Here is a 26,276-nt window from a genome sequence, read left to right as displayed (position 1 = left end):
CTCGTATTACAAACAACAGAGAGGAACAAACCATGATTCACTGGCAACACATCTTTGTTTGGGGAGTGGCTTTTTCAGGACTGGCAGGTTCCATGGTCTATGCAGCGACACCTGCCCCTTCGGGAGACGCATCCATTGTCTCTCCGCAATCGAAAGTGGAAGAACTCTGGGTCGATAAAGGCTTCACTGAAGGAGCCTGTGTCGACGTGGATGGCATTATCTATTTCAGCGATATCAATTTCGCAGGCGGTCTGGGAAAAATCATGGCTTTCGATCCTGCCACTGGCAAGACGACTGTCTTCAGTGCCGATAGCGGACAAAGTAATGGTCTGATGATCGATCAGAGGGGAAACATGCTGGCGGCCTGCGGTGCGAATAACGGCAAACAATGCCTGGCGCGAATCACAAAACAGGAGAAAGTGAAGTGCATTGTTGATAAATTTGAGGGAAAGAAATTCAACGCACCCAATGACCTGGTCGTTCACCCCAAAGGCTGGGTCTATTTCACCGACCCCCGATATGTCGGCACCGAGCCTCTGGAACTCGATCACATGAGTGTCTTCCGCTACGACCCCAAAACCAAAACGGTCCACCGGGCCACAACCGACATCACCAAGCCCAATGGGACTGTTGTATCGCCTGATGGAAAAACGCTGTATGTGGCAGAAACCGACAATGGTGTCACCGGTCTTGAAAAAGAGCCGCCCAAAAATCCGAAAAAACGAATGACCCTGAATGCGTTTCCGATTAAAAAAGACGGTTCGCTTGGCAAGAAAAAAGTGCTGGCTGACTTTGGTGGGAAAGAGACCGGCATTGATGGCATGACGGTTGACCAGAAAGGCAATATCTATGCCGCCTTCCGGGCTGAGAGCCGGTTTGGGATTGTCGTCTTTTCTCCCGAAGGAAAAGAACTGGCTTATATCCCGACGCCCACACTGCCAACCAACTGTACCTTTGGAATTGGCGATGATGCTTCCACCCTGTATATCACTGCTGGAAGTGGTCTGTATCGAATTCCCTGCAAGATCCCCGGGTTCCACCCTTCATTACCCGTCAAGAAATAGGATCTTCAACGGACCTTGTTCAAACGAATTAATCGAGCCAGGGCAACCCCCTGGTGATTGACTTCCCTGATGACCTGCCCCACTTCCATTTGCTGTGGCTTCAGAATCTCAGGCAGGTATGGGTTGCGCTGAAAGTACAACACATATTCCGAAACAGGCTTCTCAGACTCGAAGGGGATTAATCGAATCCCCTTCCGTTTCACTTCCGGGGTTTCCTGCAGCATTTGCAGATAAGCCGGATGGAGTATCGGTGCGAGCTGCACCACGCTGTTTTCGGGAACGTCCTGAACAACCTGCTGCAGCATGTCGGCAGTAATTGAGTCGCCCCAGTAAGTCAGCTCCATGCCCGCGGCATTCGCTCCCTGCAGCCCGCCGATCAGCAAACTGTAGGAACTGAGCCAGTAGGGAACATAAGCCAAAGTGGCATATGCTTGTGACAACAACAGGAGCACCGCCACAATGGTCGCAGGTTTGCTGGGAACACGCTGGCGTAGCCAGTCGAATGCCAAAGCTCCCCCCTGCCCAATGAGAATGGCTGCGAGAGGAAAGACCATTAAGAACAGACGCACGCCGTCATAGACGGTAATTCCAGGTAGCGAAAACAAGAACAGGGGCCATAGAAAAGAAAGCAGTAATAGTATTTCTCCGCTGGGTCGTTTTGGACTCCCTTTCAAAGCACGTACGATCTTTGTGGCGCCGACGCAGCCCAGGACCAACAGCCCAACAGGTATTGTCGTCAGCAGCATAACCCAGGGATAATGCCAAGGGAGATCATGGTCGGCGTACTTGCTTCCAAAATATTCGACATAGAGAGCCGCCCGTTCGGTCGTTCTCCCTAAATATTCACTGAGATGTCCCACAGGATCGAACCAGAGCCACGGCCAGCCGACAAAGAAGATCAGAACGCCAATTCCGCCCCAACAGATCAATGGAAGAATTGCTTTCTGGCGCCATTTCCAAAGCGACCAGATAATGACGGGAATCGGAATCAACACGGCCTGAATCTTCGTCAGCAAAGCCAGCCCCAGAATAAGCCCGGTCAGACAGGCTCGTTTGGGAGTGGGTGGTGATTCTGTATCCCAAAAGTACACCACAGCCAGAACCGTGCTCACGTAAAAGAGAGTCGTCGCGGTCTCCAGAGCGGCAAGATGCGCGTGGCCAAACAGGCGTGGCATCGCGATCAAGGAAGCGACGGTAATCAGAGCAGCTGTGTGTCCTGATCGTCTGGCAGTAAACCAGCCAACGACCAACACCAGACAGGCAAAACAGAATGCGGACGCGTAGCGTCCATAAGTTACAACAAACGGACGCGCATCATTGCCGGCAAACGCGGCGATGGTCTCGTGGGCAATACCAATCAGCAGACGTCCCAGAGGAGGATGATCGGGTAGATAGTTGGGATGTTCAAAGATTTCCCGCAGACTTTCAGGAGCAATGACCCCCAAACCATATACCTGGATTGCTCTGACCAGAAACACCCCTTGCCCGACATTGAAGGGTTCATCCACGGTCATACCAGGGCCCGGCCCGGTAAGGCTCAAATCCTGTGCACAATCAAGCTGGGCCGCAACCAGCACAAACGCGAGACAGGCCAGCATTAGATACCAGAGCGCGGCAGCCGGTCGCTGTTTGTTTTCAGATTCAGAAGGAGGCTTGAGTTGAGTCATACCCGTCATTATGCAGAAAGTGTGCGCGTAAAAAAACCCGACCAAGAGTTTTACCTCTTGGGCGGGTTTAGTCGTTCACGCAAACCAGCAAATCCCTTTGCGATTGTTCTGGTTGGGCCAGCGGGCCGTACTCTCGAGACCGTCCATAATATCGAGAACCTGACGTCCCTGGCAATCTCACCTCAGGGCATTCCTGCCCGTCATTAGGCGATTTGCTTTTTACGTCCAACCAAGGTCCGAATCCGTTCGGCCAGTAATGCAGCGTCAAATGGTTTCCGGAAAGTTTCGTTGAACAAAGTTCTGTCGAATCCGCTGGCGTTATCTTCATCGCTGAGCAGAGCAATCAGAACAGAGTCTGTGTAGTCTTTATTACGTCGCAGGTTTTGAGCGATCATCAGAGCTTCATTACGACCCATAGCAAAATCAACAATTACACAATCAGGGTGTAATGATTCAGCCTGGATACCAGCTTCAAAACCACTAACGGCGTATTCAATTTTGAAGTCTTCCGTGGCCATCAGGTCATCAAGACTTGCTCGAACCTGAGTGTCAGCCCCAACGAGCAGCAATTTGCCCATGGCTTCATCTTCCAGTTCGCCCAATGGCATACCGTGTTCTTTAAGAAATCGAATAAGGTGCTCACGTGGGATTCGTCGGTCCTGAGAACCGGGAATCCGGTATCCTCTCAGGCGACCTGAGTCGAACCACTTACTAACCGTGCGGGGTGCAACCTTACAGATCTTTGCTACTTGGCCAGTAGTGAAGATCGTTTTCATTGCGGGCTCTCCAATCACTTGCTTGGCAAATCTATTCGAAGAATGGTTACATTTCTTCTTCTTTAACCCCTACTACATTTGCGGCTATCCTGGCCAGTCAGTTTCACGTTGTAACCTGTGTAGTCTTGGGTCGGGGCTTGTTTCAGGAGACAGCATCTCCAGAAACTGTTTCAAAATGCCAATCTTTAATTTTAAGGAAATTTGGGATCTGGTACGTAATACTTTTGGGGTCGGACTGAATGACAATCGCAATACCATTCAGATCAGTTCGTCAGACTAGATCCGTCTTGTCCTCTCCCCCCTTACAGACAATTGATTGGGAATGAATCAATCAAACTGATGTTGACTGGTTCAACGTGGTTTTTACGTCTTTCCGGTTTCAACCGTCTGCCCTAATTGCATCGACGAAATTAGCGTGAGGACTTTAAGTTCTTTGACAAGAGAGACTGCCGTAGTGACAGAGAGGCTGGGATTAGCTGGCAGGGAGGAATCAACTGTGCGGAATATTATGCTGTAATCCACTATAATTCAGGCACTTAATACACTTCTGGCAAATACTTAAGATATGAACCAAATTTCTTGGGTGACTTGAATTTTTCGCGCAGGATTCTGCCTTTTTTCCACCTGGTACGTTCGAAACGGGCGGATAACCGTTATGACATCAGCAACCTGTCTCAGGTTCCATGTTTTGGATCTGTCAAATCTATTACGCCAGTTATACCGGTTCGTGTTGGCCCCATTTTTAAAATTCCAGGCCAATTTCCCCCTGCCTGAATGTCTGCTGAAATCGGGTTTTTCGCTTGCTCTCTGATTGAGATCTGGTCTAAGATCTGAGCACACTCAACGAACATCCTCAATCATTCTGGCGATCCAGTTTGAATGAGGTAAGATTTACGGATCATGACGCCCGGCTGAATTCTGGTTATCGAGACCTTCTGTTGACTCAGGTCGATTCTTCTCAACTTTTCTTACCATCTGATTACTGAATACCTCAACAATACGGAAATGATTCAATTGCTATGGCGCAATCTCTCCAAGAATATGCTGAATGGTTAGCAAATCGTGATGACCTGATCTGGCCTGTCGCTCCGGAACTAATAACGCCAAAAGCAACCCCCTTCTTGAAACCGTTAAGAGGGATCTCTGCCATCACATTCAGTGTCTACGGGACACTGCTGCATATCTCTGATGGAAAACTGCTATTTGATCATGAGCAGCAACTTCGAATGCAGATCGCCCTCGACAAAACGATCAAAGAATTCAATATGTGGAACAGCATGTCACGCAAGCCGGGCGCTCCCTGGGAATACATGCTGTCGCAATATCGCAATTTGTTGGAAGACCTGCAAATCTCCCAGAAAGTACCTAAAGGAGAAAAGCCGGAAATCAACTCGGTCGAACTGTGGAAACAACTGATTGTTCGCCTGCAGAAAAATGAATATACGTTTGATGAATCGTTTTATGGGAGTCTGGATGACTTCAGCTTGAAAGTGGCTTACTTCTTCCAGGCCTCTCTTCAAGGTCAGCAGCCGATGCCAGAAGCGCTGGCCACGCTCTGCCAGTTAAGCAAGTATGGTAAAAAAGTTGCTTTATTTGCCGATGCACAGCCTTTCACTCTGACACACGTATTACGGGGGCTGAGCTCACAAGGTTCACTGCCACCGCTTTCCGAACTCTTCACCCAGGAATGCTTTTGCCTATCTTACCGCGAAGGAGTCCGCAAACCATCGGCATCGCTTTATGAAAAATTGATCGATCGTTTCGAACAGTTAAATATTTCGCCACAGGAAATCCTGCATGTCGGAAATCGTATTCATGACGACTTGGCGATCGCGAAACGGTTGGGTATCAAAACGGTTTTATTCGCCGGTGATTCCCTTAGTATGCAGGCCAGTAAAGAAGAAGTCAGAGATCCCAACCTGAAACCTGACAGATTGATCACTAATTTAAGCCAATTAGCAGAAATCCTCGATTAACATATGCTGCCGATTTTGCTAAGATCACGGGTTTAACAGCATGACCATTGCCTGTATTTCTTTGTAAATCTCAGGTAATCCCAATATTTTGCCCAGTCAAAATCATCTCAAGTTGATGATAGCCCCTGCCAGGGAAACAGGGCTATTCATAATGATGCCCCTTTTGGAGAAAAGAGACTATGCCTCCCAAGTTGCTTTACGGTGGAATTGACTTCGATTTTGAGAATCCTTTGTTCGGAATCGAAGACATCCGGGAAATTAACCCTCAGCGATTTGAGATGGAACAACTCTCGGGGATTGTTCATATCGATAATGAAAAACACGGGATTGTGGGGTTTAAAGATGTCACAGAAGATGAATTCTGGGTCCGCGGCCATATGCCCGGTTTCCCCTTGATGCCAGGCGTCATTCTCTGTGAATGCTCGGCACAACTGGCTGGTTTTTATGCCCGAAAATTTAAGTTGCTCGGCGGCGACTTCCTGGGATTTGGTGGCATGAACGATGTTCGTTTTCGCTATCCCGTTTTTCCGAACCAGCGTCTGGTCATCATGGCACAACTGGCGCGGATTCGAGCCGGTAAGCGGGCAGAATTTAACTTCCAGGGGCTGGTAGAAGGCAACATGGTCTTCAGCGGCCAAATGATCGGAGTCCCAATCGACAAAAACCAGCAAATCCCCGGAACTTAGTCGCCGTATTCAGTTCCACCCTGCAGAATTTCAAAATACCAGGCTCCCGATTGCAGGAGCCTGGTATTTCTATCAGCGATTCAAAACCTCCTGCATATTCTTTTTGTAGGCTTCCACACCAGGCTGTCCGTAGGGATTGATATTGATCAATCGCCCTTCCAGTACGGTTGCCAGCATCAGCATCTGCAAGGTCTGTCCGACCGTATATTCATCCAGACAAGGCAAGATCAAATCAGCCGTGGGACGATTCGCATCGGAATACGCCTGATTCGTCCCTTCAATGGCGGCAGACAGAATGTCGGGGATCGTTTTCCCCTGGAGCTTATTTAGTTGATCCTGATTTTCATTTTCAGGCACAACCGGCACCGCTATCGGATCAATGGCCGCACGCTCGACAATCACATTCGTGATCAGTTTATCAAGGGCTCCTTCCTGGTGCTGTTGTCCCCGGCTGTGAAGGTCTCGCGTATTCACAACCGTCAAAGGAGTCGCACCTTTTTCTTCTTTCCCCAAGCTTTCTGCCAAGAGCTGGTCGTACCAGAGCCCCAACGCTTCGAGACGCTTTCCCCAAGTAGAAAGGATGCGGATCGAGACGTTTTTTTCTCTCTCAAACAGGTGACAGGTTGCCGTGTAATCCAAAACGGGATTGTCGCCCATAGGCTGAGAAATAAACCTGTGTGTCATGTCAGCCGCTCCCTGCAACAGCTGCTTCAAGTCCAAGCCCATGACGGCCGCCGGAAAGAGTCCCACCGCTGTGAACACGGAAAAGCGACCACCGACATTGTCAGGAATCGGAAAGACGCCCGAGTATCCCTTTTCATTGGAAAAGTTACGCAGTTTGCCTTCCAGTCCCGTAATCGGTACTACCAGCGAGCGGCTCTCTTCCGAATCCGCCCCATAATATGCTTCGAGCGCTTCGCGGAATAAACGAAAACCGACCGCGGTTTCCAGTGTTCCCCCCGATTTACTGATGACCGTGAGACTCCAACGCTGCAGAATATCGCTCGGGTCTTCGCAACTCGTCTGCAGTAACTCGCGCAAAGCGGATATAGAATCATTGTCTACATTGTTGCCTTCGAAATAGAGTCGGGGCACCCCCTGTCGCTGTTCGCGGGTGAGCTCATTATGCAGAGGATGGCAGACGGCTTCGAACAACGCCCGCATGCCCATATACGAACCACCAATACCCAATACAACGAACCGATCGGACTGCTCACGCAGTTCCTGCGCTTTGGCCTCGATTCTTCCCAGCAGGCTTTCCTCTTTTTTAGCTTCGTACTCATCCAGCAACTGCTGTGGCAGATTTTGAAATCCTGCGTCGAGTGGCTGTTTGCTGGCTGGTATCTGGTCGGTCCCCAGCAGTTCGAGATCCTGCAGCATTTCCTCACGGGCTGCAATCAGATCGGGCTGCAGTGTTTCGTACCATTTATTATCAATTAAAAGACGGGCCGCTGAGTCATCATAACGTATGGAGTTTGTCATCCGGGAACTCTCTTTCATCAAAGCTCAAATGTCTTACAACGCTTACGCATCTTCTGCTGGCGGTTCGATTCCAAAATCTTCGATCGTTAATAACGCTTTGAAGGGTATATTCCGTTTTTCGAAATTGGCAGCTCCCCCCTGCAATCGATCTACGACTCCAATCGCCTGCACGACCTGGCAACCAAATTCTTCGGCACGATCGACGGACAGCAATGCACTACCGGCAGTCGTAATTACATCGTCTACAATTACGACTTTGTCTCCGGGCTGCACAGGGCCTTCGACAAATTTGTTGGTGCCATGACCTTTGGGTTCTTTGCGAACCATGAATCCATTCAAAGATCTGCCTTGCTCGGCGGCCACCGCCAATACGCCGGCAACAATTGGATCAGCGCCGATAGACATGCCGCCAATGGCATCAAATTCCACATCGGCCAGCAGCTCTAACAGGCCGGCACTCACAAGTCGCAACCCATGCGAATGCAGAACGACCTGTTTCCCGTCGAGGTAGTAACTGCTTTTCTTTCCTGAAGCGAGTGTGAAATCTCCGAATTTTAATGCACGCTCTCGAAACAACTCGATCAGCTTTTCCCGATCAAACATGAATGCTCTCTTCTCTACCCTGAATGTGTGTTCTGATAATGAAGAGCCAACCACCGCATGTTCCATACAAACAGACGCTATTGGCTCAGCCACACGTATTCTACAGGCTGGAATTCAACATTCAAACAGCCCCGCAGACAAAGAATGAAAAGCGTTTGAGATTCGCAGGAAATCAGGGGCGAATCACGACTTCGGAATTGACCCCCAGCAGATCATAGACTTCAGCGACATGCTCATTGAGCAATCGGACACAGCCTTTGGACTCTGCTTTGCCAATCGATGCCGGGTCGATTGTGCCGTGAATACCGTAACTATCGCCGATGTCAATCCAGCGTTCACCCAGTGGGTTCATGGGATCATCGTTGGCAATCACACCATCCGGGCCATAGTACGTCGGATCGACCAGTTTGTCTTTGACGTGAAATTTACCGGTCGGCGTCGAATGATCTTTGCCGGTTCCAATGGAGTAACGTTTCACAAAGTATCCATGTGCATGAATGGTCAAAGTGAATTCGCTCAAATCAACATATGCGGCAAACGGTCCCTTAATGACTTTCAACTTTTGTCCCGGTCTAATCTTCTTTGGATCAATCTGATTGAGCTTCGCCAGATACTCCCAGGTAATTTTATATTGTGTGGCTACTTTTCGCAGTTGATCACCGGGCTCAATTTCGTACGGTGTCATGAAGTGTGGTTGCGGCGAGAAGTAGATCATCCGCGCTGTCTCTTCAATACGTGATTTGATCACCGGATACAATTCAGGCTGATTCCAGTAAATTTTGGAAAGTTTCTTGTGCGCGTCGATAATTTTTCGTTGCTGGATCAATTCATCGATGGCGATCAAGTCCGGGGTCGTCTCCTGAGAAGGGTCTTGCCTGACCTCTTCTTTATAGCTGGCATGCTCTGCTGTTTTGATGACAGGTGCGCTGGCTCGTTTAATGCCTTCAGGCGGATTTAGTTTTTGTGGCGCATTTCTGTCTGCCGCTTGCGGTTGTGAGCCACCTGGAATTTGTGTACCGACCAGAGGTTGCGCAGCGCCTTTAAATTGCTTAGGCTCCATCGCTTCATGAACCGGTGAATCAATCTTGGGAGCTGCTTCAACAATCCCGCCTGTCAGTGTCCGTTTGTAAATTCGGGGAATTTCGATATCGCGACTCTGGTAGGAACGCTGATTATCACTCCCCTCCGTCAACTCTTCTGCCGGAGGTTCTGACTGCGCGATGATGGTCTCTTGTTCTAAAACCGGCTCCACGTATTCTGGATCCAGCTGATTCTTCCCCGTTTTTGATGCCTCTTGAGAAGAGGTCTCATTCAAAGCACCCGTTGGTGCACTGCCCAGTTGGAGTGGAATCCACTCAGACTTCCAGGCGGTTGTCCCGATTACGCCCAGGATTGCTACAATAAAGAGACGAAAGGGGGTGATTAAACGGCTCCGTTTACGATATCGCATCTTGCCATCATCCTTGATTCACAATGCATACACAGTTCGGTTAAAATCAGAGAGACAGAACTATAGCAAAAACACAAAATTAAGCCTACGGCGATCCGGATGATTTCCTCTTGTGTCCCCGGAGACGTAAGTCGTATATTAATAATCATTTAAGGGCATCCTAACATGGCCCCAGATCAGGAATAATTAGAAAGTTTTGCCAAAACAACACTAGGCATCAGCATGCTTATTGCATAACATTTGCAAAAACAATCGCCGGGAACCGTTTTCGAAATGCCGGGTCTGTTTCTCAGATTTTACAAACGAGGTCAGTATGTCACTGCTGCTGGAAAATGTAAAAAAAAGTTATAAGGAGCCCGATGGTTCCACGCTCCCCATTCTGGACATCGAGCGATTCGAATTGAAAGAAAATGAACAGGTTGTACTGATCGGCGAAAGCGGCTCAGGAAAATCGACCCTGTTGAATGTCATCTCCGGTATCACAGCCGCCGACAGCGGTAAAGTGACCATAGCAGGTACCGAAATCGCATCCATGCCGGAAGTGGTTCGTGACCGGTTTCGAGCCGAGCGCATTGGTTTTGTGTTTCAGACATTTAACCTGCTACCCGCATTTTCCGCTTTAGAAAATGTGTTGCTTGGAATGAGTTTTTCCCGTAAGAAGCCGAACCGCGATCGCGCCAAAGAATTGTTGTCACTTGTGGGACTCGAACATCGCCTGCATCATCACCCGAAACAGATGTCGGTGGGGGAACAGCAGCGTGTGGCGGTCGCCCGGGCGCTGGCCAACCAGCCCAAACTATTACTGGCCGACGAACCGACGGCGAATGTCGATGTATCCAATCAGGAAACCATCCTGCATCTGTTGCGGGATGCGTGTTCCCAGAATCAGATTGCGATGCTGCTGGTGACTCATTCACAGGAAGTGGCCAAACAGTTTGATCGCGTGGAAACTCTAACCGACTTCAATAAAGTACACGCTCAAGTTTAGCTTTGATGATTCTTATCGACGTCCTTCATCTTTTATTCCTCAGCGAACAAAGTAATTCCCTACTATGAATACTCTGACTATTGCCTGGAAAAGTATCCGACAACGTCGCCTCGCCTCTCTCTTAACGGCTTTGAGTGTTGCCCTGGGGGTCACTCTGATGGTCTCCGTCCTCGTCATCAACAGCGTGATTGACCGCATGTTTAATCAGACTGCCAGTGGCTATGACCTGATTGTCGGCGCGCAAGGCAGCCCGTTACAACTGGTTCTGAGTACCGTGTTTCGTGTGGGAGCGCCCATTGAGAATCTGCCTTATCGTTACTACACCGAATTGAAAAAAGACCCCCGCATCGAAGAAGCAATTCCGTTTGCCATCGGAGACGTGACACAAAAAGGGGGCTTTCCCATTGTCGGTACAATTCCCCGTTACTTTGCGCTGGAGTATGTCCCCGGTCGCCATTTTCGGATCAACAAGGACGGTAAGTTCTTGCCCGGTACCTGGGACGCGGTAATTGGATCTGTGGTCGCAAAACAGAATAACTGGAAGATGGGGGATGAATTCCAACTGATTCACGGCTCTGCAGAAATGGGGCACGTGCATGATGAAAAATTTAAAATCGTCGGCATCCTGGCCCCCACGGGAACCCCCAATGACAGAACAGTCTTCGTGAACCTGCGCGGATTTTACCAGGTTTCCGGTCATGAAAAACCACTGGATGAAGCACTGAAACGGGAAGCCGCATTTTTTGGAGAAAAGCTCGACGAAGAAAAGCTCAAAGCGATTATGAAAGAACAGGCGGCCCACGATCATCATGATCACAGCGGCCACGATCACTCTGGTCATGACCATGAAGTTCCCGACGCCCAGAAAGAGGTTACCGCGATTCTGGTTCAGATGAAGGGCGACCGTTTGCGCGGCTTTACTACGATCAAGTTCCAGTCAGATTTAAAAGAAGCCAATCAGGCACAAGCCGTCAATCCGATCCAGCAAATCAGCTGGCTGATGCAAAATATCGTGGGGAATGTACGCACCATGTTGATCGTGCTCACCGCGTTAATTATTGCTGTCTCCGGAGTCAGCATTTTTGTGAGCATCTATAATTCGATGTCCGACCGCAAACGGGAAATCGCCATCATGCGGGCTCTGGGTGCTGGCCGTACCGCAGTATTTACGATCATTCTCTCCGAGTCGGTACTACTCTGTCTGGGAGGGGGCATCTTGGGAATCATATTGGGGCATGGTCTGGTTTTCATTGCTGCTCCCATCATTGAAGCGCGCAGCGGACTGTTGATCAATCCGTTCGCCTTCAGTCCCCTCGAACTGATTCTGTTGCCGGTTCTGGTTGTATTGGCGTCTCTGGTCGGATTCATCCCCGCGATGACTGCCTATCGTACCGACGTCGCCAGTACCTTAAGTGATTGATTTTTTTCATTTATCAAATTGATATTCAAGAGTGCGCAAAAAAATGCGCGCTCTTCATCCAGTATTCACATGTCTCTCACCAGCACTTCATGCTTCGCCTTTACAATCTTTGGGATATTAAAAGAAGTCCCTTGAGTAAAGACGCCGCATGCAATTTCAATCTGCGTACATCTCGACGCGTCTGGAACAAAGCAATCGGGGTCTCTTGACCGCTTGGTCGGTCATAGCGGCGTTTACGACTTACTTCTGTATGTACGCCTTTCGCAAACCGTTTACCGTCGCGCAATATGAAGACCTTGTATATTGGGGCGTGGGATACAAAGTGATCCTGCTGTTTGCTCAAGTCAGCGGCTACGCACTCTCCAAATTCATCGGCATTAAAGTCATCTCTGAAATGACGCCGAACCGCCGTGCAGCGATGATCTTGAGTCTGATCGGCGTTGCGCATCTTGCTCTGCTCCCTTATGCGGTCGCCCCTTATTGGCTGAAGCCCGTTTTTCTGTTCTGTAACGGTTTGCCCCTGGGAATGGTGTTTGGTTGTGTGTTTGCATTTCTTGAAGGACGGCGGGTGACGGAAGCGATGGCAGCCGGACTGTGTGCCAGCTTCATCATGGCGTCCGGCACTGTGAAGACAGTTGGTGCCATCCTGATGCAAGACTATGGCGTCTCGGAATTCTGGATGCCGTTTCTCACGGGTGCTTTGTTCTGGCTCCCTTTAATCATCGGGGTCTGGATGTTGCAACAAATTCCTCCCCCGGGTGAACTGGATGTGACGGCACGCTCGAAACGCTCTCCCTTTAATGGTGTGGAACGCCGCCAGTTTTATTCCCGCAATGCTTTGGGGCTGACGGTCTTGATTTTACTCATGGTGTTACTCACGATTTTTCGCAGTGTGCGTGATGACTACGCTGCTGAGATCTGGTCCGGTTTCGGCGTTGAAAAACCGGAAATTTTTGCTCAGTCAGAAATGTTGGTCGCGATTGCGGTTGTGGCACTCAGTGCAGCGGTGGTGTTTATTGGTGCCAACTATCGCGCGTTCAAAGTCGGCATGTCGATGGTTGGACTCGGGTTTGCCTGTGCACTGGTCACCACGTTGTCTTATTGGGGAACGACTCACTGGACGGAAGATGCCGCCTTTCAATTTATGGTTCTGATTGGCATCAGCCTGTATGTGCCCTACGTGCTGTTCCATACGACCATTTACGAGCGTGTGATTGCCATGCTGCGAAACAAAAGCAATGTGGGCTACCTGCTCTACCTGGGAGATTTTGCCGGTTATATCAGCACGGTGGTCTTGATGGCGATCGTTAATCTCGTCTTTGAAAAGAACCTGGATTTTGTTTCGCTCCTGTTCTGGCTGGCTTTGATCATCTCCCCTGTATCCATAGTGGGTACCGTAGTCGTCGTCTTGTATTTCCGACTAAAACAGACCGTCAGCGAAGCCCCCTTACCAGAACCGTTTGAACTCGAAACAGAACCAAGGCTTGGTACCAACACAGGTGTATTATAATGACAACAACCATTTTACCAGAACAACTCAAAGCCTGGGAAACAACCGGCTACGTGAAGCTCCCCGGTTTTCTCACACCAACGGAAACCGAGAACCTGCGGCAGTGGGTTGAAGAAATCAGTGAGTGGCCCGCGAGTGATAATCAATGGATGCATCATTTTGAACAGACACCTTTTGGGGTGAAACCGGCACGAACGGAATACATCCTGGGATACCATACAGGCATCCGACAATTATTGACCGAGGGGAAAATTATTGAAAGCGCCGGCCAATTAATGGGCGAGCCGGCAACGCTCTATAAAGAAAAAATCAATTATAAATATCCCGGCGGCGGCGGTTATGCGCCGCATCAGGACGCGCCCGCTTATGAATTCATCAAGAATCATATTACGTGTTCGATTGCCATTGATGCAGCGACTCCAGAAAACGGCTGCCTGTTTTTTGCCCCCGGTCTGCATCAGCAAGGCTTGCTGCACCTGGATGAGCACGGCTGCATTGAGCCTCACTTTGCTCTATCACTCGATTGGGAGCCGGTCCTGATGCAACCGGGTGACGCATTGTTTTTCAGTTCTTATGCTCCTCATAAAAGTCCTCCCAATAAAACAGAGCAACCAAGGCGGACTCTGTATCTGACTTACAACGCTGCTGCAGAAGGCGATCTGCGCGAGGATTACTACGCTGACAAACGACGTTCGCTCGCTGAAGTAGGACAAACCAGCGACGAGAAACTGAAAATCAGTAAAATTGGACATTTTGACGGAAAGCCAGCAGAGCAATCATGAAAGAAAACCTCGATATCTCATTGTGTGATACATTATCTCTTTCGAAAACTCGCAGTCAAAACGTGGATGCGCTGTTTGAGTTAATGCAACGACATGGCCAGAGCTTTTATGATGAAGCGGTCACGCAACTGGAGCATGCCTTGCAAGCTGCTCATCTGGCGCGAGAAAGTCAGGCATCAATGGAGCAGATTACCGCTGCACTGCTGCATGACATCGGACATTTTCTGATGGATGAACATGACGAACAGAATGATTTCCTGGTCGAAGACTGGCATCACGAAACTATTGGAGCACGACAGTTAGAACCATTTTTCGGGAAAGCGGTCACCGAACCGATCCTGCTACATGTCCCCGCGAAACGTTATCTCTGCACGATTGACGCTGAATATTTCAATGGTCTCTCAAAGGCATCTCAACAAAGCTTCAAGTTACAAGGTGGATTGATGACAGATGACGAAGTGGCTGAATTTGAAAGTAACCCCTTTCATAATACAGCGGTCTTACTGAGACGCTGGGATGATGGAGCCAAGGTCAAAGGCCTGGAAGTCCCTGCGTTGTCTGCTTATCGCCAGGACGTCGAGAGTTGCCTGGAATGTGACTGATTTCCGAGATCATCTTGCCACAACCTGGATTGACTTGAGAGTGACGACAAAGAAAACTGAACATTTAAATTGTATTCATGCTAAAACTACGCCTAAACGATATCAGGAAAAAAATCGACATAAACATTTATTTTAATAAGACTTATGACCACTAAATCTGAAATGTCATTTGTGAATCCCCAGATGATCCTCACCAATTCCGGTTGAGATTCTTAAGATTGATAAAAATTCAACAAAACGCGAAGTCGAACCGTATATACTGTAGAATCAGAGGTATGTCGGTAGGGTTTCAGAGGGCAGTCCACATTTGACTTTTCGGAAGCTGAAAATTAATCCGTCACTCCCCCTGCATTGACTGATTTCTCTGGTAATCTATTAGAATTCAGGGGTGCTCTGCCCCCTTTGGCATGATATGATAGATATAGTATTCAGTGGCTCTTTTTGGAAGTCGGACCAAGTTCGTCGTCCATGAGCGACCCGTGGTTCTGACTTATTCGTTTATTCCTGGTTCTTGTTGAATTTTTGAAAGGCCTTGCAAGATGTCGCAAGTTCTTGATGGATCCAATCACTCTTTAGAGAATGTTGTGCCTGCGCATGACGAGTTTTCTTACAAACCCGTGCCTCCGACTGCCGTCGTAGGTCTGGCGTTGGCGTTATTTTCATTCATCGCGCTATTTGGAATTATTGGTTTAGGAATTGCCGTATTCGGGATCGTGATTTCCCTGGTCAGTTTATTCAGCATCAGCCGTTCTGGGGGAGAGTTGGGAGGAAAGACGGTCGCACTGGCAGGAGTTGCGATTTCAGCATTTTTCCTGATCAGCGGGATTTCTTATCAGTCTTTTGTATACGCGCATGAAGTCCCCGAAGGGTATCAGCGACTCAACTTCGCCAGTGACATTGCCGCCAAGGATTTTATCCAGACCGATGGTGTCACACGTGTTAATCCCGACGTCATGAAAATGGATAAACAGAAAATTTTCCTCAAAGGATATATGTATCCTACCCGTCAAACTGAAAACCTGAAGAGTTTTATTCTGGTCAAAGACAATGGCCAGTGCTGTTTTGGCGGACAACCTGATGCGAAAGATATGATTCTGGTCGAAATGCAAGGCGATCAGCATGCTGATTTTTACGCAGGGCTGGTCTCAGTCGCAGGTGAGTTCTTAGCCGAAGCGCCGACACAGGCCGGTGAATTAAAGCCCGTTTATCAATTGAAGGGAACACACTTTGAGCAGGCACGGACCGCCTATTGATACTTTAAAACAGCATCCCCGATTCCACTGAGAAAGAAAAAGCGAATTTTTATTTTAATCTCTGAATGGCTCAGGTTGATTTCCAGTCTGAGCCATTATCAACTTTGTCAAGAAGTTGGTGCAACCACCCGATCATCAGGAGTTTGATCACGTGCCCGCCCACCTTTATCCCACCCGACAAACCATGATTTTCCTGTCTCTGCTGACTGCGAGCAGCCTGCCTCTACTGGGAACCGGCTGTTCTTCGTCAGAACCGACAGAATACAGACAGTTCAGCGAAACCATCGACGAACGCAGCCAGAAAACCGATACCGACTCAGAAACCAAACAGACTGCCTCGGCAAAACCAACTGTCACCGATCAAAAAACCACACCAGAGACAACTTCACCGGCAGCAGAGAAACAACCAGCAACATCGGCAGAGAAAACAGCGAAGCATAGCCCCACTCCCTCTACAGAAAAAAACACAGTCAAAGTTATCGCAATACCGAAGCCACAAACTGATAACAGTGCCCCTGAAGAACCAGCGCCCCTCATTGCAAAGAAACCGGATCCTAAAGATCGTGCATTAAGCGATCAGGAAAAAAAAGAACTCGCTTCCCTCGAACCACGCGAAGTCAAAATCCTGGTAAAAGAGCGTTCCTTTCGTAAAACGTCTCCTGAAAACGCATTGCTCATCAACTATGACGACATTGATTTACTCAAAGTCATGAATATGGAACCAGTCACTCCTGAAGCACCGGAACTGATGCCTCAATGGCTGAAAGATCTGAATGGCAAGCGCATTCGAATCCGAGGGTTTATGTATCCTCCATTCCAACAGACGGGAAATGAAGTTTTTCAACTGGCCCGTGATAATCAGATTTGCTGCTTTGGAAAGAATCCAAAAATCTATGACCTGTTTCCCGTTGTAATGCGGGACGGCGTCACAGCTGACTACATCCTGAATCGCCCCTTTGATGTTGTGGGCGTGTTTCATATTGATGCAGAAACCATTGATGGCGAGCTTCAACGTATTTACATGATTGACGATGCCATCGTGATTGACAAATAATAATGACAACACCGACTCATATTCAACAAACATACAACAGTCTTAATCGCCACGAGGTTCGGCAATGAATGGTCTGACAACACACATTAAGAATCGCATTTTACTGGGGCTGCTCTCTGGATTACTGGTGCTGGCACAGGTCACAACGGCCACCGCCTGCCCCTTCTGTTCTGCCCCTTCTTTGACCTTAACCGAGCAGCTTTCACAGTCGGATGTTGCCGTGCTGGTTCAATGGACGGAAGCAGAAAAAGGAACGCTGGACAAAGCGGGAAAAACCGTTTTTGAAATTAAAGAAATTGTCCGTCAGGCTGACAAAGACAAATTGAAAGTCGGCGATCAGATTACGATTAATCGCCATCGTCCCGGCAAAAAAGGAAATCTGTTTTTACTGCTGGGCACCAAAGGAGCCAGTATCGACTGGGGCGATCCAATCGAAGTCACAGAAACCAGCTACCACTATATTTCACAGGCGCCTGCTCCTGAAGAAAAAACATCCAAGCGTTTGCGGTACTTCCTGAAGTTCCTGGAATTTCCGGACCAGATGATCTCAAACGACGCTTACGCTGAATTTGCCAATGCTCCTTATGAGGATATCACGCCACTCTCCAAAGAGATGCCACGGGAAAAAATCCGAAAATGGATTCTGGATCCAGAGACTCCTGTCACACGGCTGGGACTGTATGGACTGTTACTGGGCCTGTGTGGTCAGGAAGCTGATGTCGCATTCATGGAGAAAAAAATCAATGAGCCCACAAAAGAGTTTCGATTGGGCATTGATGGTGTGATCTCGGGATACCTGCTGCTGACCGGTGCGGACGGACTCGACAAAATTGATGAAACCAAGTTTGTTCCCAAGGATGTCGCATTCAGTGAAACGTACGCTGCAATGCAGGCTCTGCGGTTCATGTGGACTTATGGCGACGGACGAATCAGCAAAGAGCGTTTACGTCAATCAATGCGCCTGCTGCTGGATCGTCCCGAACTGACTGACCTGGTCGTCGCGGACCTTGCCCGCTGGGATGACTGGAGCGTGTTGAACCGCCTGATGGGGATGTACGGCACAGGAGACTATGACATCCCGTCCATCAAACGGGCTATTGTGCGTTATCTCCTGGTCGCTTCCAAAGGGAAGAATAAAAAGGGTGGCGGCCCTGATGCCGCGACCACGGAAAAAGCAAAACAGATGCTCGACAAATTGCGAAAAGAAGATCCAAAAACCGTAAGAAGTGCCGAACGCTTCTTTTTCTTGAAATAAGACGCGAAAGATTCCACCAAGAGCGTCATAAGGAAATGACGCTCACTTCACTCTGCTTCAATTACCCGAAGGATCGGGAATGCATGCTCTGAAACAAAAATTAGTACTTCGCTCTTTCTCCGTTCTGGTGTGTGGCCTACTGGTCATCATCTCTGCACAGAATCTCAGAGCATGCCCGTTCTGCCCTGGCCCATCTAAGCCCTTAACCGAACAGCTCTTGCAAGCTGATGTTGCTGTACTGGCAAACTGGGTGGAAGCAGAAGAAGGAACGCTGAAACAATCAGGAAAAACAGTCTTCCAAATCAAAGAAATCGTCCGTCAACCCGCGAAAGAGGATTTCAAAGCAGGCACTCGGGTCACCATCCAGCGGCATTATTCTGGCAAAACCGGGGCTCTGTTTTTGCTGCTTGGAAGCCGGGGAGCCCAGATCAAGTGGGATGATCCAATCGAAGTAACTGAAGCCAGCTTCCGCTATATCACGCAGGCACCCGGCCTGAAACAGGCAACCACCCAACGGCTGAAGTATTTTCTCAAATTCCTGGAAGACCCTGACCAGACGATTGCCAACGACGCTTTTGCCGAATTCGCCAACGCGCCCTTCGAACACATTACTCCACTGGCCCAAGAGCTCCCGCGAGAAAAACTTCAGAGTTGGCTTGCCAGTTCGAAGACCCCCGTTCCGCGGCTGGGTCTGTATGGCTTATTGCTGGGCCTGTGTGGCCAGGAATCTGAAATCGCATTCATGGAACAGAAAACCAATGAGTCGACTGAAGAATTGCGGCTGGGCATTGGTGGCTTAATCTCGGGTTATCTGATGTTAACCGGTTCAGAAGGCCTGACAAAAATCGAGCAGAGTAAGTTCCTCGCGAAGGACGTTGCTTTCAGTGAAACGTATGCAGCCATGCAAGCACTTTCCTTCATCTGGAGTTATGAAAACTGCCAGATCAGCAAAGACCGGCTACGTCAATCAATGAGACTTTTATTGGAACGCCCGGAACTAGCCGACCTTGCTGTGGCAAACCTTGCCCGCTGGGAGGACTGGAGTGTAATGGACCGCCTGATGAAAATGTATGGGCAAGAGGATTATCAAAGCCGGTCTGTCAAAAAAGCCATCGTGCGGTACCTGCTGGTTGCCGCTAAAGGAAAGAATAAATCCGGAGAAGGCCCCGATATAGCGACTGTCAAAAAAGCAAAGCTGTTTCTCAACCAATTACGTAACGAAGATCCAGCCACTGTCAAAAGTGCGGAACGTTTCTTCTAAAGGGACCTAAGGATTTACGAGCATTTTGTTTTTTCGCCTTGGGAACGTTGTCAGCAAAGACGTGGTTTCGCTAGAGTAGCTTTATCGATTCTCCCTTTTTAAGATTACATTGATAAAAGAAATCTGTTATGCCTCGAACGATTTGTACTGCAAAAATGTGTGAATTTGGGCCGCATTTTGAAATTCTGCAAGCGGGCGGATTGGAAGTGGCCATCGTCCCGGCTGAAGTGGATCTGCGAAAAGAACCGAATCGTGTCGTAGAGCAGGTTCAGGGCTTCGAGGCGATTCTGGCTGGTGCAGAATTATATACGCGTGATGTTCTGGAACAGCTCCCGGATCTGAGAGTCATTTCACGCTATGGTGTTGGTTATGATGCCGTCGATTTAGAAGCCTGCGACGAACTGGGAATTGCGGTGACAATCACTCCGGGTGTGAATCATCACTCGGTAGCAGAACAGGCGTTTGCACTGTTGATGGGCGTTGCCCGTTTAACGCGTTCACAAGATCGTGCCGTCCGCAGCGGACAATGGGAGCGGGCATTAACGCCGCGCGTCTGGGGGAGCACCATTGGTATTGTCGGGCTGGGACGAATTGGCCAGGCCGTTGCCACGCGCGCCATTGGGATGGGCATGCAGGTGCTGGCATACGACCCCTTTCCCAATCAAGCTTTTGCTGACGAACATCAGATCAAGCTCGCCGATCTCGATACTCTGTTGACCCAATCGGACTATGTCACATTGCATCTGCCTGTCACTCCCGACACGATCGATATTATCAATCGGGATACACTGGCAAAAATGAAGTCCGGATCCGTTTTAATCAATACCGCTCGAGGCGGCCTTGTGGATGAAGAAGCACTCATCGAAGCGCTAGAATCGGGGCATCTACGTGCTGCAGGTCTGGATGTTTACAAAAAAGAACCATTGCCTGTTGAAAGTCCATTGATCAAACTGGAAAATGTACTATTGAGTTGTCACATCGGTGGTCTGGATCAGGAATCGCACCGTGACGCGTATGCGATGGCGGCTCAGAATATCGTAAAATTGTATCAGGGTGAGTGGCCTGAAGAGTGTGTTGTGAATTTGAAAAACATCACAGAGTGGAAATGGTCACGTTAACTCTTCTGACGAATTAAGCAGATTGACCTCTCAGCAGCAAGAAACTGGACGCATTCAATATGACAGCCCCTCACTCCAGTTTTTTGAAGATCAGCCCCCGGATCTCCGTTTTACCGTTGATCCATGGCAGCGGTGACTTTGCGATTGAAGTCCGCCGGGTCATGCTGAACAATGAATTTGACTGTCTGGCGGTCCCGTTGCCCCCTTCATTTCAAAGTAACGTGGAGCGTGCAATCACATTCCTTCCCAGTATTACCGCGGTCCTGCAGGAAGAACCTGCGATTTCCGGTGCGGCCCCCTGGGAAGAAGATGACGACGATGATGAAGACCAGCGTGTCTTCAGTTATGTGCCCATCGACCCTTGCCAGGGAGTCATCGCGGCACTCCGTATCGCGATGATGGAGCGTATCGACCGCCACTTTATCGATCTGGAAACACAACGCTTTGAAAGTATCGCAGCCTCGCTGCCTGACCCCTATGCATTAAAGAAAGTGCCCCTCGAAAAATTTTCCGCCGCAGTGCTGCCGGCGTTAAACAAATTACCGGAAGGGCAGCCTCTGGACCGCTGTACCATGATGGCTCATCATTTGCGGGAACTGGAAAAAAAATACAAATCCATCTTGCTGGTCTGCTCCCTTTCCGACTGGCCTTGGATTCACGACGCTTATATTGACCAGCTTCCTCTGGAAGTCGAGGACGAATCTGTCAACGACACCACAATTTTCAGTGCTGATTCAGAAACACTATTATTTATGCTGGGCGAACTGCCTTACATTACAGGCCTTTATGAAGCAGCTCGTTCTGAACTGGAGGATGACGAAAATCTGTCTGTGGATGGAATCAAGGAACTGGCGCTAACCGCCCGAGATCGCTATCGCGTTGAACTGAAATCACGGGGACGAAAAATTACTCCGAAACTGCTGTCGGTCTATTTTCGTTACGTGCGAAATCTGTCACTCATCGAACGCCGCATGACCCCCGACCTGTATACACTCGTGAAAGCAGCCCAGCAGGTCGCCGGTGATCAGTTTGCAATTCAGGTTGCAGAAACGGCCCGCGAATATCCGTTCGTGCATTTGTTGCCGTTCGAAAAACTCAACTTTGGAATTGAACAGGCACAACTTCCCAATGGGACCATGATTGAGCTAAGTAATCGTCTCCCGGGCAACCCGATTTCCTGGCGGAGCTGCAAACTGATTCCCAAACCTCCCAAGCCAAAACAGGATGAATGGGAAATGAACTGGAATCCCTACAAACAATGTAGCTGGCCGCCGGAAGATGTCGCTATCGAAAAATTTCGTACGAGCGTGAAAGACCACGCACTCTCACTGCTGGGAGTCGATCTGGCACGAACCGAGAAATTCACCACCAGCATGAAAGATGGTCTCGACTTGCGGGAAACGTTGAGGAACTGGCACACGGGAGAAATTCACGTCAAAGTTCTGCCCCCCAGCCGGGGACGGCTGGATTGTGTGATCATGCTGTTCGACTCGCCCGCTGATCCAAGAGACTATCCCTACCGGCTCACCTGGCATGCCGAGCATCAGGACGAATCGACATTGGCCTTTTTTGCAACCGATTACCGCAAAGAAATGGTGGGACCGGGCATCGGTATGGCATCGTATGGGGGCGCCCTGTTTCTGTTTCCACCACGGCCGGTATACGATATCTGGAATGACGTCCAGTTTGATTTTGTTGATACTCTCGAAGAACGGCTGCTGGTCGCCGCCTGTCATTATAGTGAAGAATCTCATATCGCACTGCTCAGTGAAGCCCCGCCTGGTGTTGGCTGGCGGCGTCTGGCAAAACGGTATCAGAAAAAACTGATTCACGTTCCCTTGGGACGGTTCAGCCAGGAGACAATTCAACAATTACGCATGTTTCATGTCCTGAATGGGCAGAATATTCGCAGTTTCGCAGCCCATTACATCAGAAAAGCCTGATGTGTTTCGCGACCTGCCCCGAATTGATCAACATGGGTCGATATAATTAGTTTTTTTAACAAATTCGCGCCCCACCTGTTTTTAGCGTGTTCTTTGCCAGCCTGCGCGGTTAAAATGCAGTTTGTTTTATATTGAAAAATCCTGCCTTACCATTACTCCCAGATCAACGGAGAACCAGACTATGTCCGATTCTGTCAATCGTCGCACTTTTCTAGGTCAAACAGCGGTCGCCACCGCTGCTGGAATTGCTGCCCCCGCGATTCTCTCAGCCGCCAATAAAGCCCCGAGCAAAAAAGTCACCATTGGAATCATGGGGATGCAACGCGGTCTCGCTCTGGCAAAAACATTTGGTGCGTTGGACGGCGTCGAAATCAAATATGTCTGTGATACTGATGAGACTCGTGTCGCCAAAGCTGCCAAAACAGTAGAGAAGGCAACCAAGAAGGCACCGCAACCCATCGGCGATTTCCGTAAAATTCTTGACGACAAAGACGTTGACGCACTGATTGTCGCAGCCCCGAACCACTGGCATTCACCGGCTACGATACTCGGTTGCTCTGCAGGCAAGAATGTGTATGTAGAAAAGCCTTGTAGTCACAATCCCAAAGAAGGTGAAATGATGGTGGCTGCTGCCCGCAAAAACAAACGGGCCGTCCAGATGGGCAGCCAGCGACGCAGTAGTGAATCCATCATGGAAGGGATTCAGAAAGTCAAAGAAGGGGCGATCGGCGATGTCTACCTGGCACGAGCCTATTACCAGAGTGCCCGTGGTTCGATCGGAACCGGTAAGCCTGCTTCTGTTCCCAGTGAACTGAACTATGACCTGTGGCAGGGACCCGCTCCCCGTCAAAAATACGTGGACAACCTGATCCATTATAACTGGCACTGGTTCTGGAAATACGGCAATGGCGAACTGGGAAATAACGGCGTGCACTCTCTGGACCTTTGCCGTTGGGGGCTGGACGTCGATTATCCGACCCGTGTTGTCTCCAGCGGTGGCCGCTATGCCTTTGATGACGATCAGCAGACGCCAGACACCCATGTCGTTGCTTACGAATTCGACGGCAACAAACAGATCACCTGGCAGGGTACCAGTTGTAATCGTCACAAGAATGACTTTGTAACCTTCTTTGGCAGCAAAGGAAACCTGATCATCGGCACATCCGGTGGTTACCGCATTCTGGACGCCAAGGACAAAGAAATCGAAAAAGTGGACGGCAATCAGGGGATGAGCGAGCATGCTCAAAACTTCATTGACGCGATTCGTAATAATGAGCCGATGAGTCTGAATGCCGAAATTGAAATTGGCCACAAGAGTACGCTGTTATGCCACATCGGCAATATCGCCCACCGCACAGGTCGCACGATGACCTGTGATCCTAAGAACGGTCATATTCAGAACGACCAGGCCGCTATGGCAATGTGGACACGGGATTACGAACCAGGTTGGGAACCCAAAGTCTGATTCCATCGGACTTTGCAGTGATCCATAATCTACAGCCAGGGGAGCCGATAATTTATCGGCTCCCCTGTTCTTTTCTGTTTAAACTAAGAGTCGCGCATAAAAAAGCATCTTCGACTAATGTGTATCGAAGATGCGGTATCAAACGACAGATCAATTAGAGTTGATCGGCAATTTTTTTAGCGGCTGCCTTAATTTGTTTTGGGTTTGTCATTGTGCCCAGTTTTTTTGCTTCCGCAGCGAGTTCTGGCTTTCCTGCCTGTTCCAGGCTTTCAGGAATCCCAAAGAAACCGCTGTCCACAACACCGGATTCGGCAATGCCATTCAATGTCGTTTTGACGGCCGATAAATCCTGAGCAGGCGGTGCTTCCTGATTGGCAGGAGAGGTTTCCCCAGTGCCGCCTCCCGCACCACAGCCGGTAAGCATCAGACTCAGTGACAGACACAATAAAGCCAGTTTCTTCATCGTTAGACCCTTTCTTAATATAGCTACAACGTATGATTTCTGTTCAATTTCTGATTTGAAGAATGAAAAACAGCCCGGCAATCACCGCTGCCGGGCTGATCTGTTTTTCACGATTAAGCAATAGAGAATGGTCTATTCATTGATGCTGACAGCAGCACCATCGGCAATTCCACCCAGCTGTTGCCACTTCAGTAAGTCAATATTTTCTGAGACGAAGTGCACAGAACCATCGGCCATCAAAGCATGCACACCGCCGGTATGACGACTGCGTGCTGCCTGGTTTGATGGTGCATCACCACCCGCATGACCACCGTTTCCGGTACTGCAGTCATCATTAGGTGAGTTCGGAGTATTCCAGGTATTGAACCAGCACTCGTCCGCTCTCATCCAGCGTGAGCCGCGATGAACGTAAAACGCAGAGGCAGCTGCACAGGCAGTGCCGTGAGTATCCAGATCTGATTTTGAAGGATAGGTTGCATTGTTACCACCAGATCCACCATAAGGCACACTACGGCGCACATCGCCGGTCCGTTTGAAAGCAGAACTATTGTTGGTTCCGACAATTCTTTCACTCATGGCCACGATGTTGGAGGCACCGTCCAGAAGATCAGCAACACGTGTCACCAGAGAATAACGCGTGAATCCTTCTTGAGATCCAACAGTGACATTCCAACCCAGGCAGGGACCAGCTGACATATAATAGTTCAGATGACCTTCACCATAGTTCGTATATCTTGGGTCAGAAGGGCAATGAAATACACCAATACCGGCATTTCTATTATCTGTGTTAGGGGATTCCTCACAGTTATTGCCGAAGTCGAAGGAATTATAGATATTCGCTTGATCCAGAAACGGCAATAACATGGCCTGCTGGCTGAAACCAACCCAAGGCTGCACGCCGTATGTTGGATGAACAGCACGGAGTGTCATCTGACCGAAACAACGGTGCGTTTCGTGATAGTTGTGTAATGCGAGACCAAACTGCTTCAGGTTATTCTTACACTGGGAGCGACGAGCCGCTTCCCTTGCCTGCTGCACAGCTGGCAAAAGTAGTGCAATTAAAATTGCGATAATCGCAATCACAACGAGCAATTCAATCAAAGTAAATGCTCGCCTTCTACGTAAAATTTTCATAGATACTCTCCAATGGAACTATAAAAAAGGGAAAAATTACAGATACGATCGCCCGGTAGAACTGGGTACAAACAGGCGGGAAAAACAGGAAGGCCTAGGGGCTTCTACTACGATAACTATACCGATAGATCCAGTTATATATTTTATTACCTAATCGATAAAAAACAACTTTTTGATCAATCGAAAGGCACAAAAAGAACAAGATCAAACAGATAATATTTATTTAAGTATATTAAATATCAAGACTTACTCCAAACCAATGGTCTCTTGAACACAAATTCAACACATCAACGGTCTGGAAGTCTTGTCGTTATTTTTAATTCC

Annotated in this window: 22 protein-coding genes; 15 read left to right on the top strand and 7 right to left on the bottom strand. The window is 49.0% G+C overall.

The genetic code is table 11. The features are described from left to right. The first annotated feature begins 32 nt into the window (after positions 1 to 32). Positions 33 to 1,064 carry an SMP-30/gluconolactonase/LRE family protein gene (locus Enr17x_RS01550; RefSeq protein WP_145305496.1) on the top strand — a complete coding sequence of 344 codons (1,032 nt, stop codon included), beginning with the start codon at positions 33 to 35 and terminating at the stop codon, positions 1,062 to 1,064. Between the two features lie 5 nt (positions 1,065 to 1,069). On the opposite strand, the gene Enr17x_RS01545 is transcribed toward Enr17x_RS01550, so the two are convergent. Beyond that, positions 1,070 to 2,731: an ArnT family glycosyltransferase gene (locus Enr17x_RS01545; protein ID WP_198000907.1), complete on the bottom strand. Its 1,662-nt coding sequence runs from the start codon at positions 2,729 to 2,731 to the stop codon at positions 1,070 to 1,072. 203 nt (positions 2,732 to 2,934) lie between these two features. After that, a complete protein-coding gene (locus tag Enr17x_RS01540; protein WP_044238118.1) occupies positions 2,935 to 3,507 on the bottom strand; it encodes a helix-turn-helix domain-containing protein in 573 nt (190 codons plus the stop codon). A 1,019-nt stretch (positions 3,508 to 4,526) separates the two neighbouring features. Here Enr17x_RS01540 and Enr17x_RS01535 point away from each other — a divergent pair. Both Enr17x_RS01535 and Enr17x_RS01530 read left to right on the top strand, forming a co-directional pair. Next, positions 4,527 to 5,483, top strand: coding sequence for an HAD family hydrolase (locus tag Enr17x_RS01535; protein WP_145305494.1), 957 nt, complete (start codon positions 4,527 to 4,529; stop codon positions 5,481 to 5,483). Between the two features lie 179 nt (positions 5,484 to 5,662). Then, a complete protein-coding gene (locus Enr17x_RS01530; RefSeq protein WP_145305493.1) occupies positions 5,663 to 6,169 on the top strand; it encodes a 3-hydroxyacyl-ACP dehydratase FabZ family protein in 507 nt (168 codons plus the stop codon). A gap of 72 nt (positions 6,170 to 6,241) precedes the next feature. Here the strand turns inward: Enr17x_RS01530 and Enr17x_RS01525 are convergent, their stop codons facing one another. From Enr17x_RS01525 to Enr17x_RS01515, 3 genes are all read right to left on the bottom strand, one after another. Continuing rightward, positions 6,242 to 7,651: a glucose-6-phosphate isomerase gene (locus Enr17x_RS01525; RefSeq protein WP_145305492.1), complete on the bottom strand. Its 1,410-nt coding sequence runs from the start codon at positions 7,649 to 7,651 to the stop codon at positions 6,242 to 6,244. A gap of 42 nt (positions 7,652 to 7,693) precedes the next feature. Further along, complete coding sequence (gene pyrE, locus Enr17x_RS01520) at positions 7,694 to 8,254, bottom strand: orotate phosphoribosyltransferase (RefSeq protein ID WP_145305491.1); 561 nt, start codon at positions 8,252 to 8,254, stop codon at positions 7,694 to 7,696. Between the two features lie 172 nt (positions 8,255 to 8,426). Beyond that, positions 8,427 to 9,704 (bottom strand): L,D-transpeptidase family protein, encoded by a 1,278-nt coding sequence (locus tag Enr17x_RS01515; protein ID WP_145305490.1) that lies wholly within the window; start codon positions 9,702 to 9,704, stop codon positions 8,427 to 8,429. Between the two features lie 313 nt (positions 9,705 to 10,017). Here Enr17x_RS01515 and Enr17x_RS01510 point away from each other — a divergent pair, with 313 nt between their 5' ends. From Enr17x_RS01510 to Enr17x_RS01455, 12 genes are all read left to right on the top strand, one after another. Next, positions 10,018 to 10,692, top strand: coding sequence for an ABC transporter ATP-binding protein (locus tag Enr17x_RS01510; RefSeq protein ID WP_145305489.1), 675 nt, complete (start codon positions 10,018 to 10,020; stop codon positions 10,690 to 10,692). Between the two features lie 64 nt (positions 10,693 to 10,756). Then, positions 10,757 to 12,112 (top strand): ABC transporter permease, encoded by a 1,356-nt coding sequence (locus Enr17x_RS01505; protein WP_145305488.1) that lies wholly within the window; start codon positions 10,757 to 10,759, stop codon positions 12,110 to 12,112. Positions 12,113 to 12,260: 148 nt separating this feature from the next. Beyond that, positions 12,261 to 13,622, top strand: coding sequence for a DUF5690 family protein (locus tag Enr17x_RS01500; RefSeq protein WP_145305487.1), 1,362 nt, complete (start codon positions 12,261 to 12,263; stop codon positions 13,620 to 13,622). Continuing rightward, positions 13,622 to 14,404 (top strand): methylphosphonate hydroxylase, encoded by a 783-nt coding sequence (locus tag Enr17x_RS01495; protein ID WP_145305486.1) that lies wholly within the window; start codon positions 13,622 to 13,624, stop codon positions 14,402 to 14,404. Before Enr17x_RS01500 ends, Enr17x_RS01495 begins: the two co-directional genes overlap by 1 nt. Continuing rightward, complete coding sequence (locus Enr17x_RS01490; protein ID WP_145305485.1) at positions 14,401 to 15,006, top strand: hydroxymethylphosphonate dioxygenase; 606 nt, start codon at positions 14,401 to 14,403, stop codon at positions 15,004 to 15,006. Before Enr17x_RS01495 ends, Enr17x_RS01490 begins: the two co-directional genes overlap by 4 nt. A gap of 539 nt (positions 15,007 to 15,545) precedes the next feature. Continuing rightward, positions 15,546 to 16,259 carry a DUF3299 domain-containing protein gene (locus tag Enr17x_RS01485; protein WP_145305484.1) on the top strand — a complete coding sequence of 238 codons (714 nt, stop codon included), beginning with the start codon at positions 15,546 to 15,548 and terminating at the stop codon, positions 16,257 to 16,259. Between the two features lie 151 nt (positions 16,260 to 16,410). Then, complete coding sequence (locus Enr17x_RS01480; protein WP_145305483.1) at positions 16,411 to 17,313, top strand: hypothetical protein; 903 nt, start codon at positions 16,411 to 16,413, stop codon at positions 17,311 to 17,313. A gap of 64 nt (positions 17,314 to 17,377) precedes the next feature. Continuing rightward, the gene (locus Enr17x_RS01475; RefSeq protein ID WP_145305482.1) at positions 17,378 to 18,568 is read left to right on the top strand and encodes a hypothetical protein; all 1,191 of its coding nucleotides are present in this window, start codon (positions 17,378 to 17,380) and stop codon (positions 18,566 to 18,568) included. A gap of 79 nt (positions 18,569 to 18,647) precedes the next feature. Then, entirely contained in the window at positions 18,648 to 19,829 is a 1,182-nt protein-coding gene (locus Enr17x_RS01470; RefSeq protein WP_145305481.1) for a hypothetical protein, read from the top strand. A 128-nt stretch (positions 19,830 to 19,957) separates the two neighbouring features. Further along, positions 19,958 to 20,947, top strand: a complete 990-nt coding sequence (locus tag Enr17x_RS01465; protein WP_145305480.1) for a phosphoglycerate dehydrogenase — start codon at positions 19,958 to 19,960, stop codon at positions 20,945 to 20,947. Between the two features lie 59 nt (positions 20,948 to 21,006). Continuing rightward, positions 21,007 to 22,890: a hypothetical protein gene (locus tag Enr17x_RS01460; protein ID WP_145305479.1), complete on the top strand. Its 1,884-nt coding sequence runs from the start codon at positions 21,007 to 21,009 to the stop codon at positions 22,888 to 22,890. A gap of 181 nt (positions 22,891 to 23,071) precedes the next feature. Beyond that, complete coding sequence (locus tag Enr17x_RS01455) at positions 23,072 to 24,355, top strand: Gfo/Idh/MocA family protein (protein ID WP_145305478.1); 1,284 nt, start codon at positions 23,072 to 23,074, stop codon at positions 24,353 to 24,355. Positions 24,356 to 24,509: 154 nt separating this feature from the next. On the opposite strand, the gene Enr17x_RS01450 is transcribed toward Enr17x_RS01455, so the two are convergent. After that, positions 24,510 to 24,818: a hypothetical protein gene (locus Enr17x_RS01450; RefSeq protein ID WP_145305477.1), complete on the bottom strand. Its 309-nt coding sequence runs from the start codon at positions 24,816 to 24,818 to the stop codon at positions 24,510 to 24,512. A gap of 132 nt (positions 24,819 to 24,950) precedes the next feature. Continuing rightward, the gene (locus tag Enr17x_RS01445; protein ID WP_145313883.1) at positions 24,951 to 25,952 is read right to left on the bottom strand and encodes a DUF1559 domain-containing protein; all 1,002 of its coding nucleotides are present in this window, start codon (positions 25,950 to 25,952) and stop codon (positions 24,951 to 24,953) included. Positions 25,953 to 26,276: the final 324 nt, after the last annotated feature.

The organism is Gimesia fumaroli, assembly GCF_007754425.1.
GTDB classification, from domain to species: domain Bacteria; phylum Planctomycetota; class Planctomycetia; order Planctomycetales; family Planctomycetaceae; genus Gimesia; species Gimesia fumaroli.
This window is presented reverse-complemented; position numbering and strand designations above follow the sequence as displayed.